The sequence below is a fragment of the Metapseudomonas boanensis genome (genome assembly GCF_042232855.1).
In the GTDB taxonomy this organism is placed as follows: domain Bacteria; phylum Pseudomonadota; class Gammaproteobacteria; order Pseudomonadales; family Pseudomonadaceae; genus Metapseudomonas; species Metapseudomonas boanensis.
This window is the reverse complement of the sequence record NZ_CP113889.1, coordinates 1,097,712-1,117,603: the sequence shown is the minus strand read 5'-3', so window position 1 is coordinate 1,117,603 and position 19,892 is coordinate 1,097,712. Positions and strand designations below refer to the sequence as shown.

Genomic DNA, 19,892 nt, shown 5'->3' with positions numbered 1-19,892 from the left:
ATTCCTCTTGCAGAAAGGTTTCTGGAATTGGGACTGAACTAGAGCGTCGTCATTGCCATGAGAGGGCCCTGGACGGTGGCCGGCCTGAGCGTGGCACGCAGTAATCTGCGAGTACCCATGTGGGTCTCCTGGGAATGATGACGGGGGCCGTGTGTTCGGGAAGGACTGACTACAGCGACGGCCAAAGCACTGTCATGTCAGTTTGATAGTCGTTTAGGAGCGGCTGGAGGACCTGTAAAGGTGGGGAAACAGTCGGGCCGAGTCGGCGGTAAAAAACGCGACGAACGGTTATTTTTTAGTCAATTGTTTGGCTGTCGAATTATTGACTGCTCCTTGTCTTCGCTTCTCCGCAGTCGGGGGATGGTAGGTCTGCGCCACTCCCCACTTTCCCTTGTCCCGCTTATCCTGCGTTTCTGCCTACCCGGAGACCATGGCATTGCCTCTCGCCCACGCCATCCTCATCCGCTTGCGTCACGCCTGGCTCGCCGTGCCCTTGCTGCTCGTGGCGCTGCTCTGGGTGGCCGACCTCTTCTGGCCGCTGCCATTGCCGGAGGACGATCTGGCGCGAGTGGTGTTGGCCGAAGATGGCACGCCGCTCTGGCGTTTCGCCGATGCTGAAGGCGTTTGGCGTTACCCGGTAAGCGAGGACGAAGTATCGCCGTATTACCTGCAGGCCCTGCTTACCTATGAAGACCGCTATTTCTACCAGCACCCCGGGGTCAACCCGCTGGCCCTGGCGCGGGCCGCGTGGATGAACCTGCGCGGGGGGCGTGTGCTCTCCGGCGGCAGCACCCTGTCGATGCAGGTGGCGCGCCTGCTCGACCCGCACCCGCGCAGCCTGGGGGGAAAGCTGCGCCAGCTCTGGCGCACCGCGCAGTTGGAGTGGCACCTGTCGAAGGCAGAAATCCTCGGCCTCTATCTGAATCGCGCGCCCTTCGGCGGCACCTTGCAGGGCGTGGCAGCGGCGAGCTGGGCCTACCTCGGCAAGCCACCGTCGCAGTTGACCCGGGCGGAGGCTGCGCTGCTTGCCGTGCTGCCCCAGGCACCGAGCCGGCTTCGCCCGGACCGCCACCCGGAGCAGGCTCAGGCTGCCCGTGACAAAGTGCTGCGGCGCTTGGCGCAATTCGGTGTCTGGCCCCAGGGTGCAGTGGCCGAAGCCCTGGAGGAGCCGGTGCTGTTGGCTCCGCGTCAGGAGCCGAGCTTGGCGCCGTTGCTGGCGCGGCGGTTGAATCGTGCGGACAGCCCGCCGCTGATCCGCACTACGTTGGATGCCGCGTTACAGCGCCGTCTGGAAGACTTGTTGCTCGGCTGGCGTGCGCGCCTGCCGGAGCGCACCTCCGCTGCGGTCCTGGTGGTGGAGCACGAGACGATGGCGGTGCGCGCTTATCTCGGTTCGGTGGATATCGCGGACGAGCGCCGCTTTGGCCACGTCGACATGATCAGTTCGCTGCGTTCGCCCGGCTCCACCCTGAAACCTTTTCTTTATGGCCTGGCGCTGGATGCCGGCCTGATTCATTCCGAATCGCTGCTGCAGGACGTGCCCAGGCGTTATGGCGATTACCGCCCAGGTAACTTTGCCGCTGGTTTCACCGGACCCGTGTCGGCCAGCGAGGCCCTGGGCCTGTCCCTCAATCTGCCAGCGGTGCAGTTGCTGGAAGCCTACGGGCCGAAGCGTTTCGCCGGGGAGTTGCGCAACGTCGGTGTGCCGCTGGCACTGCCGGCGGCGGCCGAGCCGAATCTGGCGCTGATACTCGGAGGTACTGGCAGCCGTCTGGAGGAGCTCGTCAGTGGTTACAGCGTCTTTGCCCGGCAGGGGCGTGTCGCCCGCTTGCGCCTGCAACCGCAGGACGCCTTGCAGGAGCGCCGTCTGCTGTCGCCCGGCGCAGCCTGGGTCGTGCGGCGCATTCTGGCCGGTCAGGCACGGCCAGACCGTGCCCCGCGCGCACGGCTGACTGAGCGTCCTGTGCTGGCCTGGAAGACCGGTACCAGTTACGGCTTCCGCGACGCTTGGGCCATCGGTGTGGGGCCACGTCACCTGATCGGCATCTGGATCGGCCGCCCGGACGGTACGCCTGTGTCCGGCCAGTTCGGCTTGGCATCGGCCGCACCGCTATTGCTGCAGGTGCATGACCTGCTGGTGAACCGCGACGCCCAGCGTGGTATCGCCCAGCCCGTCGAGCCGCAGCCGGCGGAGGTGGATGTTGCCGCCATCTGCTGGCCCTTGGGCCAGATCATGACCAAGGGCGACCCCAACTGCCGTCGCCAACGCTTCGCCTGGACCCTGGACGGCACCACGCCGCCGACCCTGCTGGCGGGCGATCAACCATTGGGGCTGGGGCTTCGGCAAACAATCTGGCTTGGCCCGGACGGACGACAGGTCGCCCCCGGCTGCCCAGGCGCAAGCCCTCAGGAACTGGTGTTTTGGCCAGCACCTCTGGAGCCTTGGCTGCCGAAGCGTGAGCGGCGCAGCGCGCGCCTGCCGGCGGTCGACCCGGCCTGCCCGCCGCCATTGCCGCCGGCTGCTGCGCCGCTGTCCATCGTCGGCGTTCGCGAGGGTGACCAGCTACGCCGGCCTGCGGGCAGCGCCGAGCCACTGCGTTTGTGGCTGTCGACCCTAGGCGGCGGAGGCCGGCGCTGGTGGTTCCTGGATGGCGCGCCGGTGGCTACCACGGCTGCCGAGGACGGCTTCAGCCAGGTGTTTCGGCAAGCGGGGCGCCATCAATTGAGCGTGTTGGATGAGACGGGTCAGACCGCTCGTCTGGAGTTCGGCATTACCGACTGATTCCTCTTAAAGCCTCGCCCCATGCCTGCCGATACGGATTGTCGGCAGTTCATGATTCATAAAGCGACCATTCTGTATACAATTCATCGTGGCCCTGACCTTTCGGTCAGATTCCTCATGCTTCCGGGTATCCAAGGAGACCACTCATGCGCCTCTGGCGACGCAGTATTCAGTGGCAGCTGATTTTCAGCATGGGCGCAGCCCTGCTCGCTGGCATCCTCATCGTGGTCGGCATCTATTCGGTGCTAATGAACCGCCTGACCGAGCGCTTCCTGCTCGATGAGGCCCTGCCGGCTCGGGTAGAGGCCATTGGCAATGACTTGGAACGTGCGCTGACAGCGCCCATCACGGCGAACGCGGCCATCGCCACGAACGTGCAGGTACAGGACTGGTTGGCCGCCGGCGAGGACCCGGCCCGGGCGGAGAGTTTCGCCCTCTACCTGGAAGGCGTGCGCGCCCAGCAAAACGCCCTCACCACCTCGATTGCGGTGCTTGAAAGTGGGCATTACCACACCGGCAAGGGCCTGAGCCGGACCCTCTCCCGCAGCCAACCGGAGAACCAATGGTTTTACAGGCTGGTGGACAGCGATCGTGATCGGGCGGTGGAGATCGACATCGACAAGGGCACGCGGCTGCCCACGCTGTTCATCAACCAGCGCATTACCCGTGACGGCAAGACACTGGGCGTGTCGGGCCTGGGTTATAGCCTGCAGGCGATGTCGGAGATGATTCGCGACTTCAGATTCGGCGAGCGTGGTCGAGTATTCCTGGTCGACCGTAAGGGCAGCATCAAGGTACACCCGCAAGCCGAGTTGAATGGCAGTGGACGCCTGACAGATGTGCTGGGGGCCGGGCCGGCCGGCGAGTTGCTGGTATCCAATGGCAAGGTGGTGCACTTCAGTCGCGAGGGCGAGGCCTTCCTGGCGTTGGCCCGCCCATTGGAGACAGCGGGCTGGTTACTGGTGAGTGAGGTACCAGAAGCGGAGATCTATGCGGAGGCTCGGCAGGCGGCGTTGACCAGCAGCCTCGCGGGGCTGGGCGTCCTGCTGCTGTGCCTGTTTCTGGTGGTGATGCTGGCGCGTGGGCTGGTGCGGCCGATTCGCCAGGTGACCTCGGCGCTGGTCGAGATCGGTGGCGGTGGCGGTGACCTGACTCGTCGACTCGACGAACGCCGCGCCGACGAACTGGGCGATCTGGCGCGTGGCTTCAACCGCTTCCTGGAGAGTCAGCGAAGTCTGATCGGCGAAGTCCTGGAGACCAGCCAGCGCCTGCACAGGGTGGTGGGTCAGGTCACGCAGGTGGTGGACAACACCGCTGGGCGCGCGGTGCAGCAACAGGAAATGACCGACATGGTGGCCACCGCCGTGCACGAGATGGGGCTGACGGTGCAGGAGATCGCTCGCAATGCGGGCACCGCCGCCCAGGCTTCGCAGCAAGCGCGCGATGAGTCCTTGCAGGCGCGTCAGGTAGTCGGCGATTCGGTCGGGCATATCGAACGCATGTCCAACGAGATTGGTGTGGCGGCCACGGCTGTCGGCGAACTGGCCAGCCAGGTGGCATCCATCGACCAGGTGCTGGCGGTAATTCGCGGTATCTCCGAACAGACCAACCTGCTGGCTCTCAACGCCGCTATCGAAGCGGCCCGGGCCGGCGAGATGGGCCGAGGTTTCGCCGTGGTGGCCGATGAAGTGCGGACGCTGGCGAGTCGCACCCAGGCTTCTACCGATGAAATCCAGCAGATGATCCAGCGCCTGAAGCACGGCGCTGAAACCGCTGTCCACTCCATGCATGCGGGCCAGTCGGCCACGGGCACGGGAGTGGAAGCCAGCCAGCGCACGGGCTTGTCGTTGGGGGCAATCACCGATCAGGTGGAGCGCATCAGTGACATGAACCATCAGGTTGCTGCAGCCACGGAGGAGCAGTCGTCGGTGACCGAGGAGATCAACCGCAACGTCCAGGGCATTGCCGATCTGGCCCATGCCACTGCCAACGAGGTGCGTGGTTGTCGGGAAGAGTGCCAGACACTGAGTCGACTGGCCGGTGATCTGGCTCAGCAGGTGGGGCGCTTCAGGCTATAAGTTCTCGAGACGCCACTGCTCGCCCAGCATGGTCGCGCCTTGCGGCCATGCCACCGCGTCTCCACGCCACTGTGTCGGCATTCAGCCTCTGCGAATCAGCCAGATCCCGCCGATGATCAGTGCCAGGCCGGCCAGCTTGCCAATACTGATCGGCGCTTCGCGGTAGCCGGCCCAGCCGAAGTGGTCGAGCATCAGCGCCATGCCCAACTGGCCCGCCAGGACCAGCGCCATGAATAGCAGGGCGCCAATACGCGGGCCTGCGAATGCGGCAGTGGCGATGAATACTGCACCCAGCAGGCCACCACTCCAATGCCACCAGCTCAGCCCCTTGAGGGCGGCGAGGCTGGGCATTTCACGCTGGACGAGCACGACGGCCAGCAAGGCGATGGTGCCAACCACGAAGGACACCAGAGCCGCGCTCATCACGCTTGAAATCTGTTTGGCCAACTGGCCATTGATGCCGGCCTGCAAGGGCAGGAAAGCACCGGCGACAAAGGGCAAGGCAAGCAGCCACCAAGCCTGTGGCATGGCGATCTCCATGGCAATTTCGAGGGGGCGCCAGTATGCCGTATTTTCTTTCTCGGACTAATCGAAACTGTCCCGGCTGAGTCGCTGGGCCCGTGCTTGCCGCTGCACTCCGGCGAGCCACGCACTCCACCGCAGGAGGCGTCAGCGTCGACGATCGAACTCGACCCCCTGCGTGGCTAGCAGCTGGGTGGTGCTCATGGCCCCTGCATCTCCCCTTTGAGGACCTTGGCGCTCTGAGTTCCAGGCTCTCCACATCGCCCAGCTGCAGGTAACGTTGCTTCAACGCGGTGACTAGCGTTTTGGCGTCCTCGGCCTTGGGCATTCCCTGCTTCAGGGCGCGCAGGTGGTTGCGCTCCGGGTAATGGCCGGGCATCAGCTTTTCCGGTTTCAGCGCGTCTCGCTAGCCGAGCGAGGCGATCCAGACTTGACGAGCCTTGGCGCTTTACGCGTCAGCGCTCCATACGTGGATTTGGTGCTGGTCTTGGTGGAGGCTGGCCGCAGCCGCCCTGGCTGGCACATCCCCCGAAGCTGACTACCCTTATAAAGGATATGCCCGGCCAAGTACCCGGTATGCATAGCCTCACGAGGGATAACCACGATGGATATGAACCGTCGACAATTCTTCAAGGTCTGCGCAGTGGGCCTTGGAGGATCGAGCCTGGCGGCCTTGGGGGTAGCGCCCCCGAAGGCCTTTGCCGACCAGGTGCGTCACTTCAAGCTGGCGCGCACCATCGAGACGCGCAATACCTGCCCATACTGCTCGGTCGGCTGCGGCCTGATCATGTACAGCCAGGGCGATGCTGCGAAGAACGTCGCGCAGAACATCATCCACATCGAGGGCGACGCCGACCACCCGGTCAACCGCGGCACCCTCTGCCCGAAAGGCGCGGGCCTGCTGGACTTCATTCACAGCCCCAATCGCCTGAAGTATCCCGAAGTGCGCGAAGCCGGCACCAACGAGTGGAAGCGCATCGAATGGGATGACGCCCTCGACCGCATTGCCAAGTTGATGAAGGCGGACCGCGACGCCAACTTCATCCAGACGAATGCCCAAGGCCAGACGGTGAACCGCTGGCTGACGACGGGCTTCCTCGCGGCGTCCGCATCGAGCAACGAAGCCGGCTACATCACCCACAAGGTGGTGCGTTCCCTCGGCATGCTGGGGTTCGATAACCAGGCACGTGTCTGACACGCCCCGACGGTGGCAGGTCTTGCCCCGACGTTTGGCCGTGGAGCCATGACGAACCACTGGACCGACATCAAGAATGCCGATCTGGTCCTTATCATGGGTGGCAATGCCGCCGAAGCCCATCCCTGCGGCTTCAAGTGGGTTACCGAAGCCAAGGCACATAACAACGCCCGACTGATCGTGGTCGATCCGCGTTTCACCCGCTCGGCCTCGGTGGCGGATTACTACGCGCCCATCCGCGCCGGTACGGACATCGCCTTCCTGGGCGGCTTGATCAACTACCTGATCAGCCACGACAAGATCCAGCACGAATACGTGAGTCACTACACCGATGCCTCGTTCATCGTCGACGACGCTTTCGCTTTCAGCGAAGGGTTGTTCAACGGCTACGACGAGCAGAAGCGCAGCTATATGGCCAAGGCGACCTGGGCCTATGCCAAGGGTGAAGACGGCTTTGCGCGCGTCGACCCGACGATGCAGGACCCGCGCTGCGTCTTCCAGCTGATGAAGCAGCACTACAGCCGCTATACGCCGGAATTGGTCAGCAGCATCTGTGGCACGCCGCGGGACCAGATGCTCAAGGTCTGGGAGCAGATTGCCGAAACCTCGGCGCCCGGCAAGACCATGACCATCATGTATGCCCTGGGCTGGACACAGCACTCCGTGGGCTCGCAGATGATCCGCACCGGTGCCATGGTGCAGTTGCTGCTGGGCAATATCGGCATGCCCGGAGGCGGCATGAACGCCCTGCGCGGCCACTCCAACATCCAGGGCCTGACCGACCTCGGCCTGCTGTCCAACTCGCTGCCTGGCTATCTCACCCTGGCGGGCGATGCCGAGCAGGACTATGCCGCCTACATCGACAAGCGGGCGTCCAAGCCATTGCGGCCGGGGCAGATGTCCTACTGGCAGAACTACGGCAAGTTCCACGTGAGCCTGATGAAGTCCTGGTTCGGCAAGTCGGCCACCGCTGAGAACAACTGGTGCTACGACTGGCTGCCCAAGCTCGACGTACCCGCCTACGACGTGCTGCGTTACTTCGACCTGATGTACCAGGGCAAGGTCAACGGCTACTTCTGCCAAGGCTTTAACCCGATCGGCTCATTCCCCAACAAGGCCAAGGTCAGCGCTGCGCTGGCGCGGTTGAAGTTCCTGGTGATCATGGACCCGCTGGCCACCGACACCTCCGAGTTCTGGCGTAACGCTGGTGAGTTCAACGACGTCGACACTGCCGGTATCCAGACCACGGTGTTCCGGCTTCCGACCACCTGCTTCGCCGAGGAGGACGGCTCGCTGGTCAACAGCGGACGCTGGCTGCAATGGCACTGGAAGGGCGCCGAGCCGCCCGGTCAGGGGCGCACCGACATCGCCATCATGGCCGGCCTGTACCATCGCCTGCGCAACCTGTATGCGAAGGAAGGCGGGGCGTTCCCCGACCCCATCCTCGGCCTCGACTGGAGTTATCTGCGCCCCGACGAGCCCGGTCCGGATGAGCTTGCTCGCGAGTTCAACGGCAAGGCCCTGGCCGATCTCACCGACCCGGCGACCGGCGCCGTGCTGCTCAAGGCCGGCGAGCAACTGCCGGGCTTTGGTCTGCTGCGTGACGATGGCAGCACGGCGAGCGGTTGCTGGATCTTCGCCGGCTCCTGGACGGCCCTGGGCAACCAGATGGCTCGGCGCGACAACGCTGACCCCTATGGCATGGGCCAGACCCTCGGCTGGGCCTGGGCCTGGCCGGCGAACCGGCGCATCCTTTACAACCGCGCTTCGTCCGACCCCATGGGCCAGCCTTGGGATCCGGCGAAGAAACGCCTGGTGTGGTGGAACGGCAAGGCCTGGACCGGCACTGACGTGCCCGACTACAAGGTCGACGCCGCTCCGGAGCAGGGCCTGAGCCCGTTCATCATGAACCCCGAGGGCGTTGCCCGGTTCTTCGCCGTGGACAAGATGAACGAGGGCCCCTTCCCGGAACACTACGAACCCTTCGAGACACCCATCGGGCGCAACCCGCTGCATCCGGAAAACCCGAAGGCCACCAGCAACCCGGCCGCGCGGGTGTTCAAGAACGACATGGAGGTGTTCGGCACGGCAGACGAGTTCCCTTACGCGGCAACAACCTACCGCCTGACCGAGCATTTCCACTTCTGGACCAAGCACTGCCGCCTGGCCGCAATCACGCAGCCGGAGCAGTTCGTCGAGATCGGCGAAGTGCTGGCCAAGGAACTGGGCATCGCTCCTGGCGAACGGGTCAAGGTCTCCTCCAACCGTGGCTTCATCAAGGCGGTGGCGGTGGTGACCAAGCGCCTGACACCGCTGACCGTGGACGGCAAGACCGTGCACCAGGTCGGCATCCCGCTGCACTGGGGCTTTTCCGGCGTGGCGCGCAATGGCTACCTGACCAACACACTGACCCCCTTCGTCGGCGACGGTAATACGCAGACGCCGGAGTTCAAGTCGTTCCTGGTCAAGGTGGAAAAGGCATGAGGAGCTGAGCCATGGCATCACAAGACATCATCGCCCGCTCCGCCACCACGACGCCCATGCCGTCCGTGCGCCAGATGGATGAAGTGGCAAAACTCATCGACGTGTCCAAGTGCATCGGCTGCAAGGCCTGCCAGGTGGCCTGTTCGGAATGGAACGACCTGCGTGACGAGGTCGGCCAGAACCGCGGCACCTACGACAACCCCGCGGACCTCACGGCCGAATCCTGGACCCTGATGCGCTTCACCGAGTATGAGGGCGAGAGCGGCAAGCTGGAGTGGCTGATCCGCAAGGACGGCTGCATGCACTGTGACGAGCCGGGTTGCCTCGCGGCCTGCCCGAGCCCCGGCGCCATCGTGAAGTACGCCAACGGCATCGTCGACTTCAACCAGGACAAGTGCATCGGCTGCGGCTACTGCATCACCGGGTGCCCCTTTGACATCCCGCGCATCTCGCAAAAGGACCACAAGGCCTACAAGTGCACGCTCTGTTCCGACCGCGTTTCCGTTGGCCTGGAGCCGGCCTGCGTAAAAACCTGCCCGACCGGGGCCATCGTCTTCGGCACCAAGGACGACATGAAGGAGCACGCGGCCGAACGCATAGTCGACCTGAAGTCCCGCGGCTTCGAGCACGCTGGTCTCTACGACCCGCCGGGCGTTGGCGGCACCCACGTCATGTATGTGCTGCACCATGCCGACAAGCCCTCGATCTACGCCGGCTTGCCGGATGATCCGGGCATCAGCCCCATGGTCAGCCTGTGGAAAGGCGTGACCAAGCCCTTGGGCCTGCTGGCCATGGGCGTAGTGGCGCTGTTCGGCTTCTTCCACTACGTGCGCGTGGGCCCCAACCGAGTGGTGGAGGACGAAGCGCCGTCGGCCGAGGCAACGGTGCAAAAGGTCGACCCGTCCGTGCACAAATTCGACCCCAAGGCGCCGAGTTGATCCGATCGCCCCCTCTCCCATCGAGAGAGGGCCGGGTTGAGGGAAGTCCGACCCGTCCAGGAGCCCCAGACATGAACAAAGACATCGAACGCTACACCCCCTCCGAACGCAGCAACCACTGGATGGTGGCCATCCTCTTCGTGCTTGCCGGGCTCTCGGGCCTGGCGCTGTTCCACCCGGCGCTGTTCTGGCTGACCAGTTTCTTCGGCGGAGGGCCGTGGACGCGCATCCTCCACCCCTTCCTGGGCGTTGCCATGTTCGTCTTCTTCATCTGGCTGGCCATGCGCTTCGCTCACCACAACCGCCTCGATAAAGCCGATGGCCAATGGCTGCGGCAATGGCGCGACGTCGTCGCCAACCGCGAGGACAAGCTGCCGGAAGTCGGCCGCTACAACGCGGGGCAGAAGCTGCTGTTTTGGGTGCTGCTGCTGTGCATGCTGGTACTGCTGGCTACGGGGTTCGTCATCTGGCGCGAATACTTCAGCCAGCTGTTCGGCATCGGACTGATCCGCCTCTCCGTCCTGCTGCATGCCTTCGCCGCCTGGGTGCTGATCCTCAGCATCATCGTCCACATCTACGCGGGCATCTGGGTCAAAGGCTCAGTCAGCGCGATGCTCACCGGCTGGGTCAGCAAAGGTTGGGCACGTAAACACCACGCCGCCTGGTTCAAGGAAGTCAGCAAAGGGGAGGGCGGTAAACACTGAACTAAAGGCGGTGAATGGCAGTTTGTAGGATGGGTGGAGCGCAGCGATACCCATCAATTCGGCGCAAACGGCGGGTATCGCGTTGCTCCACCCACCCTACACACGCCCAGACCAATCCACTGAAGGAGTCCTGCGTGTCAGGCCAAATACTTGAGCCGGGCCAGATCGAAGCCGCGGCGAACATTCCACCCTTCCTCAACCTGCCCGAGCGTGATCTCTTCCAGCATCGCGCGGAGCGCCTGCGCCGGCTTGCCGAGGGGCACCCGCTGGCTGGCTATTTGCTGCTGATCGCCAGCCTCTGCGAGGCGCAGCAGCAGGTGTTGGACAACCCGCCCAAACTGCCCGGCCCAACACCGGAGGCCCTGGCCCGCAGCCGCGAACACCGGATGCCGCCGCTGGCCTTCGAAACCCTGGTGCGCGCCGACGGCTGGTTGGCCGCTCTCGACGCGCTGCTTGCCCATTTCAAAACTCCGGCCAACCCCTCCGTAGCCGTCGCCCTCCGGCAACTTGCCGAAGCCGACGAGGGCCAGCGCAAGGCCTGGGGCATCGGTCTGCTCAATGGCCAGTTCGACTTGCTTCCGGCAGCGCTGGCGCCGTTCCTCGGTGCAGCCCTGCAAGTCGCCTTCAGCCACTGGCTACTGGCCCTGCCGGAAGACACTGTGGTTGAAACCGATACCCAGACCTTCTGCCCAGCCTGCGGTTCGCCGCCGGTAGTTGGCATGATCCGCCACCGGGGCAAGCAGAACGGCCTGCGCTATCTGGCCTGCTCGCTCTGCTCCTGCGAGTGGCACTACGTGCGGGTGAAATGCAGCCATTGCCAGGAGAGCAAGCATCTTGCCTACCTCTCCCTGGAGCGCGATGACGCCAAAGCCGAGCAGGCGGCCATCCGCGCCGAGGCCTGCCCCAATTGCCAGGGCTACCTCAAGCAGTGCTATCTGGAGTACGGCGCCGAGGCCGAAGCCCAGGCCGACGACCTGGCCAGCCTGGACCTGGACCTGCGCCTGAGCGAGGAAGGCTACCTTCGACGCGCGCCCAACCTGCTACTGGCCCCCGGAGGCGAATGAGCGCCTAGACTCATCTAAGGATCGAACTGCCTTGTGCTAAGGACTGCCCATGTCGGCTGCTCGCCTGCCGTCCCTCGACAAGCTGCTGCGCAGCCGTGCCTGCGCGCCGTTGCAGCAGCGCTATGGCCGCGACGCACTTTTGAAAACCCTGCGCGACCTGCTCGATGAACTCCGCGAGCCGGCCCGCGAGGGCCGTCTTGCGGCCGTCGAACTGACCGACGCCGTACTCGCCGGCCGAGCCGGTGAGCGCCTCGCGGCCTGGCACTCCAGCCGCGTGCGGCGCGTCTTCAACCTCACCGGCACCGTGCTGCACACCAACCTTGGCCGCGCCTTGCTGCCAGAAGAGGCCATCGACGCCATCACCCTCGCGGCGCGCTACCCGCTCAACCTTGAATTCGACCTGGCCAGCGGCAAACGCGGCGACCGCGACGATCTCATCACCGGGGTGATCCGCGAGCTCACCGGTGCCGAGGCCGTCACCGTGGTCAACAACAATGCCGCCGCTGTGCTGCTGGCCTTGAACAGCCTAGGCGCGCGCAAGGAAGGCATCATCTCCCGGGGCGAGCTGATCGAGATCGGCGGCGCTTTCCGTATCCCCGATATCATGGCCCGCGCCGGCGTCAAGCTCGTTGAAGTCGGCACCACCAACCGCACCCATCCCCGCGACTACGAAACCGCCATCGGGCCGCGGAGTGGCCTGCTCATGCGCGTGCACACTAGCAATTACAGCGTCCAAGGCTTCACCGCCAGCGTACCCACGGCGGAGTTGGCGGCCATTGCCCACAACCATGGCTTGCCGTTGCTGGAGGACCTCGGCAGCGGCACGTTGGTGGACCTGACCCGCTGGGGTCTGCCCAAGGAACCGACCGTGCAGGAGGCGCTGCGCGACGGCGCCGACATTGTCACCTTCAGCGGCGACAAACTGCTCGGCGGACCGCAGGCGGGCCTGATCGTCGGCAGCCGCGAACTCATCACACGTATCAAGAAAAACCCGCTCAAGCGTGCCCTGCGCGTGGACAAGCTGACGCTTGCCGCGCTGGAAGCCGTACTCGGCCTTTACCGGGATCCGGAGCGCCTCGGCGAGCGACTCACTACGCTGCGCCTGCTCAGCCGACCGCAGGCCGAGATTCGGTCCCAGGCCGAGCGACTGGCGCCGTTGCTGGCCGCGCAACTCGGCGCTACTTGGCAGGTACGCGCCGAGCCCGCTCTCGGCATGATCGGCAGTGGCGCCCAACCCGTGGCGCGTCTGCCCAGCGCTGCCCTGTGCCTGCGTCCACAACAGCCAAAACGCCTGCGCGGACGAGCCCTGCGCACCCTTGAAGAAGCGCTGCGTACCCTGCCGATTCCGGTGATCGGCCGGCTTGACGATGACGCCCTCTGGCTCGACCTGCGCCAGCTCGACGATGAGCCGGCATTCCTTGCCCAGCTGTCCCACCTGAGTGCGGAGGTCGAGTGATCGTAGGCACCGCCGGCCACATCGACCACGGCAAGACCGCCCTGCTGCAAGCCTTGACCGGGCTCCAGGGCGACCGCCGGCCGGCCGAACGCGAGCGCGGCATCACCATCGACCTGGGGTACCTGCACGCCGATCTTGGCAATGGCCAAACCACCGCGTTCATCGATGTGCCGGGCCACGAACGCTTCGTCCACAACATGCTCGCCGGCGCCTGCGGCATCGACCTGCTGCTGCTGGTGGTAGCCGTCGACGATGGCGTGATGCCGCAAACCCGCGAACACCTCGCCATCGCCGAGCTCCTCGGCATCCGCCGCGCCATCGTGGCCCTGACCAAAATCGATCGGGTGCTCCCTGAGCGCATCGAGGAGGCGCGCGCCGAAGTAACTGCACTATTGGCGTCCGGCCCTTTGGCCAGCGCAGCCATTTACCCCGTGGCCAGCCCAAGCGGGGAAGGCATCGCAGCCCTGCGCCAGGCCTTGCTGGCGGAATCGGCAGCGGTGGCGGCGCGCAGCGGCGAAGGCTATTTCCGCCTGCCCATTGACCGCGCCTTCAACGTGGCCGGCGCGGGCGTGGTGGTCACCGGCACCGCTTTCGCCGGGCGCGTGCGGGTGGGGGATGAACTGGTCCTCAGCCCCTCCGGCCGCACCGTGCGCGTGCGTGGCCTGCAGGCGAGTAACCGAGAGGCGGAAATCGCCCGGGCTGGTCAGCGCGTCGCCCTCAACATAGCCGGCGAACGCTTGGCCCTGGATCAACTGCATCGCGGCGACTGGCTTCTGTCGAGCGCATTGTTTGCGCCCAGTATCCGCCTCGACATCGACCTGCAGCTGCTGCCCAGCGAGCGACACGAATTGACCCACTGGACACCGGTGCACGTTCACCTCGGCGCTCAGGACGTCACTGGCCGGGTCGCATTGCTTGAAGGCACCAGTCTCGCGCCAGGCCAGCGTGGGTTCGCCCAACTGCTGCTCAACGCTCCGGCCCACGCTGTGCACGGCGACCATCTCGTACTGCGCGACCAGTCCGCCCAGCGCACCCTCGGCGGCGGCCGTGTCCTCGACCCCTTCGCCCCGGCACGCAACCGCCGCACCCCCGAGCGCCTGGCCCAGCTCGACGCCCTGCGCGGGAGCAGCCTGGAGACCGCCTTGGGGACCCTGCTCGCCAGTGCCGGCAACGGCCTCGACCCGCAGGTGCTGGAGCGCCAGTTCAACCGCCCGCGTACGGGTTGGGCGCTGCCCGACAGCATTGTCGAAATCGCCACCAAGCTCGGCCCGCGCCTGTTCGATGAGGCTCGTTGGCAGGCACTCGGCCAGACCCTGCTCGATGGATTGGCGCGCTTCCATGCTGAACAGCCGGATGAACTCGGGCCGGACCGCGACCGCCTGCGCCGTTACGCCCTGCCCGATCTGGAGCGCCCGGTATTCATCACCCTGCTGGAGCAGGCCCTGGCCGGTGATACCGTGCAGGCCAGCGGCCCCTGGCTCCACCTGCCCGACCATCAGGTGCAATTGAGCGAACAGGACGAAGCCATGCGCACGCGCCTCTGGCCGCTGTTGCTGGCCGGCCAATTCGACCCACCCTGGGTACGCGACCTTGCCGGCGAACTGGCGGTGGACGAAGGCGCAATACGCCTGCTGCTGCGCAAACTGGCCCGGCTCGGACTGCTGCACCAGGTGGTAAAAGACCTGTTCTATCCAGATGCGACCATCAGACAACTGGCTACACTGGCCCAGCAGCTGCAGGATGAAAACGGCCTGATCGCGGCTGCCGCCTGGCGCGACTGCATTGGCATCGGCCGCAAGCGCAGCGTCCAGTTGCTGGAATACTTCGACCGCATCGGCTTCACCCGCCGCATGGGCAACGCACGCAAGATCAGGGAGGACTCGGCGCTGGCCCAACGACCACCTAACTGATCACCCCGAATAAGGAAGGCAAGCACGCCCGGTGGCGTGGCCGGGCTTCAAACCCGGTGGGGGACGGCAGCCGTTCCTGGGTGGGTTCGACTCCCACTGCCTTCCGCCATTTCGCGATCTGGAGGCCCCTGTTTATGGAGCTTTCAGCGTCTCAGTCGAGGTCGGTTGGGCCTCGTTGTCGATGAAGTGTCGAAAATCCCGGGACTGGCTGCCGCGAAACGAACTGGTCGTCTGGCTGGAGGCCTTGCAATGACAGGCTTTGCGACGAATCGAGACTGCGTTATTCAGAGTTTGACTTCCTAGCTTCCCGCCATATCCAAGCCCAGCCGCTGTAGCTGCAGGGGATTTTGCTTTTCCGAGCCGGCCATGTGTCAAAAACCGGCGATAGTGGAAGGTCCGAAAACGCGTGTATGGGCGCATAATCGCAGCAGTTGAGGATTTTCCCCGGCGAGGGTTTGCGATGCCTCATCCGCCTCCGGAAACCCGCACCGTTGCTGGCTTTGATGAGGACGCGGAAAAACTGCTCCGAGTCGTCCGGCGCTCTGTGGCCGAATTGCGTCCACAGGCGGCGCCAGGATTGCGAGTGACCCTGCAAAGCGTGCTGGACCAGGACCTGGGCGTGGACAGTCTGGCTCGGGTCGAACTCTGGTCGCAGATCGAGCGCGAGTTCGGGGTGCGTTTGCCGCAAGAATTGTTCGCTTCGGCCAGCACACCCGCTGATGTGCTGCGCGTGCTCCGCGGCGGCGACGGCGCCGACCGATCGGAACAGCCTGCCTGGGTGGTAGATCCAGTCGCGCCTGGCAGCTTGGAGCGGCAGGTGCCGGATACTGCACGCACTTTGGTCGATGTATTGAACTGGCATGCGCACTATCAGCCTGGGCATACCCACGTGCGGCTGTTGGGTGAAGACGACCGGCCGGAGGACATCAGCTACGGCGATCTGCAGCGCGAAGCCCGGGGCGTGGCGGCGGGGTTGCAAAAGGGTGGTTTGCGCACCGGACAGACCGTGGCCCTGATGTTGCCGACCGGCCGTGACTTTCTGCGGGGCTTTTTCGGCATTCTGCTGGCTGGCGGCATCCCGGTTCCCATCTACCCGCCGCTGCGCCTGTCACAGGTCGAGGATCACCTGCGGCGCCAGGCCGGCATCCTGTGCAATGCCGAGGCAAGGGTACTGATCACGGTGGCGGAGGCGAAGTTTCTCGCCCAGTTGCTCCGGTCCCAGGTCCCGAGCCTTGCGCGCATCGCCAGCGTGGCTGAGTTGGGTGGCGAGGGACAGGACTGCATGACGCCGACGCGGCAGCCGGAGGATATCGCTTTCCTCCAGTACACATCAGGCAGCACCGGCCAACCCAAAGGGGTGATGGTGAGCCATGCCAACCTGCTGGCCAACCTGCGCGCCATGGGGACGACGCTTCAGGTGGAGCCTCGGGATGTGTTCGTCAGTTGGTTGCCCATGTACCACGACATGGGGCTGATAGGCGCCTGGCTGGGCAGCCTGTACTACGGCTTCAGCCTGGTGCTGATGTCGCCGTTGGCCTTCCTGGCCAGGCCGGGACGCTGGCTGTGGGCGATCCACCGCTTCCGCGGCACCCTGTCGGCGGCCCCCAATTTTGCCTACGAACTGTGCTTGGGGAAAATCTCCGATGCTGAGCTAGAGGGCCTGGATCTGAGCAGTTGGCGCCTGGCTTTCAATGGTGCCGAGCCGGTGAGTCCGAATACGCTGCAACGGTTCGCCGAGCGTTTCGCCCGTTTTGGCCTTGATCCCCGTGCGTTGTCACCGGTCTACGGTCTGGCCGAGGGTACCCTGGGCGTGGCATTTCCGCCGCTGGGCCGGGGGCTGTTGATCGACCGGGTACAGCGCGAGGCCTTCCAGGCCCGGGGCCAGGCCATTCCCGCTGAAGCTGACGACGGCGCCACCCTGAGCTTCGTTTCCTGCGGCCGTCCCTTGCCGGGGCATCAGGTGCGCATCGTCGACGGCAATGGCATCGAACTGCCCGAGCGCCGGGAAGGCCGGCTGCAATTCAGCGGGCCGTCCACCAGCGCCGGTTATTACCGCGCCCCGGAGGAGACCCGACGGGTGTTGCGCGACGGCTGGATGGACTCGCTCGATCTCGCCTACATGGCCGCTGGTGAGCTCTACATCAGCGGTCGGGCCAAGGACCTGATCATACGAGCCGGGCGCAATATCTATCCCTACGACGTCGAGGCAGCGATCGGCAGCCTCCCGGGCTTGCGCAAGGGATGCATCGCGGTGTTCGGTAGCCCCGACCCGGCCACGGGCACCGATCGCCTGGTGGTAATGGCGGAAAGTGCGGAGAAGGACAAGTCCACACGGCAGGGTTTGCGCCAGGCGATCAATCGAGTCGTGGTCGACATCACCGGTGTGCCCCCCGACGACATCGTTCTGGCGCCGCCCCGGAGCGTGCTCAAGACCTCCAGCGGCAAGATCCGTCGGGCCGCCTGCCGCGAGCTGTACCAGCGTGATGAAGTGGGGCGGCCTGGTCTGGCGCCATGGCGTCAGGTGCTGCGGCTGTTGGGGCAGGCCATCCACAGCTATCTCGGACGCGGCTGGCGGTCAGTCTGCAGCCTGCTCTATGCCGTCTATATCTGGCTGCTTTTCTGGCTGGTCGCGCCGTTGACCTGGCTTGGCGTGGCGATCCTGCCGCGTCAGCGCTGGTGCCGCGCCTTCGCCCGGCAGGCCGCGCGGCTGTTCGTTCGCCTGGCCGGGGTGCCGTTCAGTGTCGAGGGCGTGGAGCATATGCGGAAGGGCGGGCCGAGCGTGCTGGCCGCCAACCATTCCAGCTACCTCGACGGTGTCATCCTCTGCGCGGCGCTGCCGCCGCGGTTCGCCTTCGTCGCCAAGCGTGAGCTGGCCAGCCAATGGCTCGCTGGTCTGTTTCTGCGCAAGCTCGGCGCGCGGTTCGTCGAGCGCTTCGACCTGCAACGCAGTGTCGCGGACAGCGAGGCCCTGGCCGAAGCGCTGCGGACTGGCCAGTCCCTGGTGTTCTTCCCGGAAGGGACCTTCAGTCGCGAGCAGGGTCTGCGCGCCTTTCACATGGGCGCCTTCGTGCTCGCCTCGAACGCCGGGGTTCCCCTGGTCCCAGTCGCCATCCGCGGCACGCGCACGGTGTTGCGTGATGGTCAGTGGTTCCCGCTGCGGGGCGCGATCCACGTCAGCCTGTGCGCGCCATTGGTGGCGGAGGGGCCGGGCTGGTCGGCGGCAATCAGTCTGCGAAATGCGGCGAGGGCGGTGCTGCTGGAGCACGTGGATGAGTCGGAACGTACGCTGAGTCACGTTTGAGGGACCGAGGAGAGAAAAGAGCGAAACAGGGGGCAGTTTATTTGCCTGCCCCGGGACTGGAGGAAGGGACGTCAGGCAAGCGATGACGAAGACTTCCGATCCCCATGCCCCTTATGTCGCCTGACCGGTCGCTGGGAGCTCAATCGTCCGTGGCGACGGGCGGTCACCTCAAGTGGGTATCGAGCCCTTGCGGCGTCTATGGCCGCTGCGCACTATTCGCGTCGGTTTTTCGGGAAGTGAGTCACTACGCCGAGCGTACCCGCCAGGGAGCCTGGCCCGACCAAATGAGAAAGGCCCCTCCAGAAGGCGCCATCACGCACGAGCATCTAGTTAGGAGCTGATATGGTCATCCGATTCGCACTGGGCAGCGCACTCGTTCTCATGGCAAGCATGGCGTTTGCCGCAACACCTAAATCCAATGTCACACACGCGGATAGCGAGAATTACTACCTGAACTGGCAGGAACGGAACGGTGAAATTGCCCTCGACAGCGTCTGCAGCAAGAACGAGAAGGGGTCAATGCAGTTCCGCAACTGCCAACGGCACGCCCAGGTGATGTTCCGCAATCACTGCAAACAGTCGAACGACAAGTCCAGCAAGTGGTGCGTTGCCCAGAGCCGTTACAACCCTTGAGCCCGTGTCGGAAAGGTGTCGAGATCAAAGACACGAATACCCCTAAAACAATTTGCCGGGTTTGCTGGAAACCCGGCAATAGCAAGGATTGCGACGCAGCGGGCAGGCAATTTACTGGGGCGACTCCCACTGCCTTCCGTCCATTTCAAGCTACTTGTTCCTGTGGGTAGGTTCAGAGGCGAAGCAGACATCAGGGCCAAACCACCCCCCCAGGCCAAATGCCTGCTTCCCCTTCGTACCTGGCCTCAATCACTCACAGAAGCGGCCGCGTTTGGCCTCGGGCATCAGCTCCAGATATTGCTGTCCGCTCATGTGCACCAGTTCGTTGTGATCGCCTGCCTCGAAGTAGATGTCCGGCTGTTCGGTCAGGGATTGGTCGATCAGGGTTTCCAGGCCGAAGATGTTGCCGACTGCAGGGATGGCGCCCAATTCGCAGTCGCCGAAACGTTTGCTGAAATCGCCCTCACGGGCCAGTCGCCAGTGGCGGTGGGTCAGTTTGTGGACTTTCTCCAAATCGACGTGGCGCGTAGCAGGCACCACTGCCATCAGCCAGTGGCCCTGGAAGTCGTCGAGGATCACCGGCTTGGCCATCTGCTGGGGCGGTACACCGGCGCGGCGCGCGGCTTCGCGGGTGGTTACGGACGCGGCATGGGACAGCACGTCATAGCGGGAATTATGCTGCGTGAGGCAGCTTTGCAACTGGGTGACCATGGTCATGAGACACCTCCAGCCAGGGCGCCGGTTTGTCGCTCCCAGCCAGCCGGCGTTTCCGGCACACAAGGAGGAGCCTCCCGCTCCCCGCCCGGCATCAGCCGAAGGCGATGC

General features: G+C 64.8%; 12 protein-coding genes, 1 tRNA gene and 1 pseudogene. 12 read left to right on the top strand and 2 right to left on the bottom strand.

Annotated elements, in window-relative coordinates:
- Window positions 1-430 precede the first annotated feature (430 nt).
- The 3 genes and pseudogenes from pbpC (at window position 431) to OXH74_RS05210 (ending at window position 4,860) form a co-directional block, all read left to right on the top strand.
- The gene (gene pbpC, locus OXH74_RS05220) at window positions 431-2,782 is read left to right on the top strand and encodes a peptidoglycan glycosyltransferase PbpC (RefSeq protein WP_375740346.1); all 2,352 of its coding nucleotides are present in this window, start codon (window positions 431-433) and stop codon (window positions 2,780-2,782) included.
- A 146-nt stretch (window positions 2,783-2,928) separates the two neighbouring features.
- A pseudogene (locus tag OXH74_RS05215) lies at window positions 2,929-3,996 on the top strand (cache domain-containing protein); the annotation flags it as partial.
- Window positions 3,997-4,122: 126 nt separating this feature from the next.
- A complete protein-coding gene (locus OXH74_RS05210; protein WP_375741565.1) occupies window positions 4,123-4,860 on the top strand; it encodes a methyl-accepting chemotaxis protein in 738 nt (245 codons plus the stop codon).
- An 81-nt stretch (window positions 4,861-4,941) separates the two neighbouring features.
- Here OXH74_RS05210 and OXH74_RS05205 read toward each other — a convergent pair whose 3' ends face one another.
- Window positions 4,942-5,388 carry a DMT family transporter gene (locus OXH74_RS05205; RefSeq protein ID WP_215371308.1) on the bottom strand — a complete coding sequence of 149 codons (447 nt, stop codon included), beginning with the start codon at window positions 5,386-5,388 and terminating at the stop codon, window positions 4,942-4,944.
- A gap of 598 nt (window positions 5,389-5,986) precedes the next feature.
- On the opposite strand from OXH74_RS05205, the gene fdnG reads away from it, so the two are divergent.
- The 9 genes from fdnG to OXH74_RS05160 all read left to right on the top strand — a co-directional run bounded on the left by fdnG (window position 5,987) and on the right by OXH74_RS05160 (window position 19,067).
- On the top strand, window positions 5,987-9,061 hold the full coding sequence (fdnG, locus tag OXH74_RS05200) for a formate dehydrogenase-N subunit alpha (RefSeq protein ID WP_375740345.1): 3,075 nt from the start codon (window positions 5,987-5,989) through the stop codon (window positions 9,059-9,061).
- Between the two features lie 11 nt (window positions 9,062-9,072).
- Window positions 9,073-9,999, top strand: a complete 927-nt coding sequence (gene fdxH, locus OXH74_RS05195) for a formate dehydrogenase subunit beta (protein WP_375740344.1) — start codon at window positions 9,073-9,075, stop codon at window positions 9,997-9,999.
- Between the two features lie 71 nt (window positions 10,000-10,070).
- Window positions 10,071-10,703, top strand: a complete 633-nt coding sequence (locus OXH74_RS05190) for a formate dehydrogenase subunit gamma (protein WP_375740343.1) — start codon at window positions 10,071-10,073, stop codon at window positions 10,701-10,703.
- A 134-nt stretch (window positions 10,704-10,837) separates the two neighbouring features.
- Window positions 10,838-11,767, top strand: a complete 930-nt coding sequence (gene fdhE, locus OXH74_RS05185; RefSeq protein WP_375740342.1) for a formate dehydrogenase accessory protein FdhE — start codon at window positions 10,838-10,840, stop codon at window positions 11,765-11,767.
- A 49-nt stretch (window positions 11,768-11,816) separates the two neighbouring features.
- A complete protein-coding gene (gene selA / locus OXH74_RS05180) occupies window positions 11,817-13,223 on the top strand; it encodes an L-seryl-tRNA(Sec) selenium transferase (RefSeq protein ID WP_375740341.1) in 1,407 nt (468 codons plus the stop codon).
- Window positions 13,220-15,133 carry a selenocysteine-specific translation elongation factor gene (gene selB / locus OXH74_RS05175; RefSeq protein ID WP_375740340.1) on the top strand — a complete coding sequence of 638 codons (1,914 nt, stop codon included), beginning with the start codon at window positions 13,220-13,222 and terminating at the stop codon, window positions 15,131-15,133. The genes selA and selB overlap by 4 nt, the downstream gene beginning before the upstream one ends.
- Before the next feature lie 13 nt (window positions 15,134-15,146).
- Window positions 15,147-15,242, top strand: a tRNA-Sec gene (locus OXH74_RS05170).
- Between the two features lie 474 nt (window positions 15,243-15,716).
- On the top strand, window positions 15,717-18,434 hold the full coding sequence (locus OXH74_RS05165) for an AMP-binding protein (RefSeq protein ID WP_375740339.1): 2,718 nt from the start codon (window positions 15,717-15,719) through the stop codon (window positions 18,432-18,434).
- Window positions 18,435-18,776: 342 nt separating this feature from the next.
- Entirely contained in the window at window positions 18,777-19,067 is a 291-nt protein-coding gene (locus OXH74_RS05160) for a hypothetical protein (RefSeq protein WP_375740338.1), read from the top strand.
- A 249-nt stretch (window positions 19,068-19,316) separates the two neighbouring features.
- Here the strand turns inward: OXH74_RS05160 and OXH74_RS05155 are convergent, their stop codons facing one another.
- Entirely contained in the window at window positions 19,317-19,784 is a 468-nt protein-coding gene (locus OXH74_RS05155; RefSeq protein WP_215371286.1) for an aminoacyl-tRNA deacylase, read from the bottom strand.
- Window positions 19,785-19,892 lie beyond the last annotated feature (108 nt).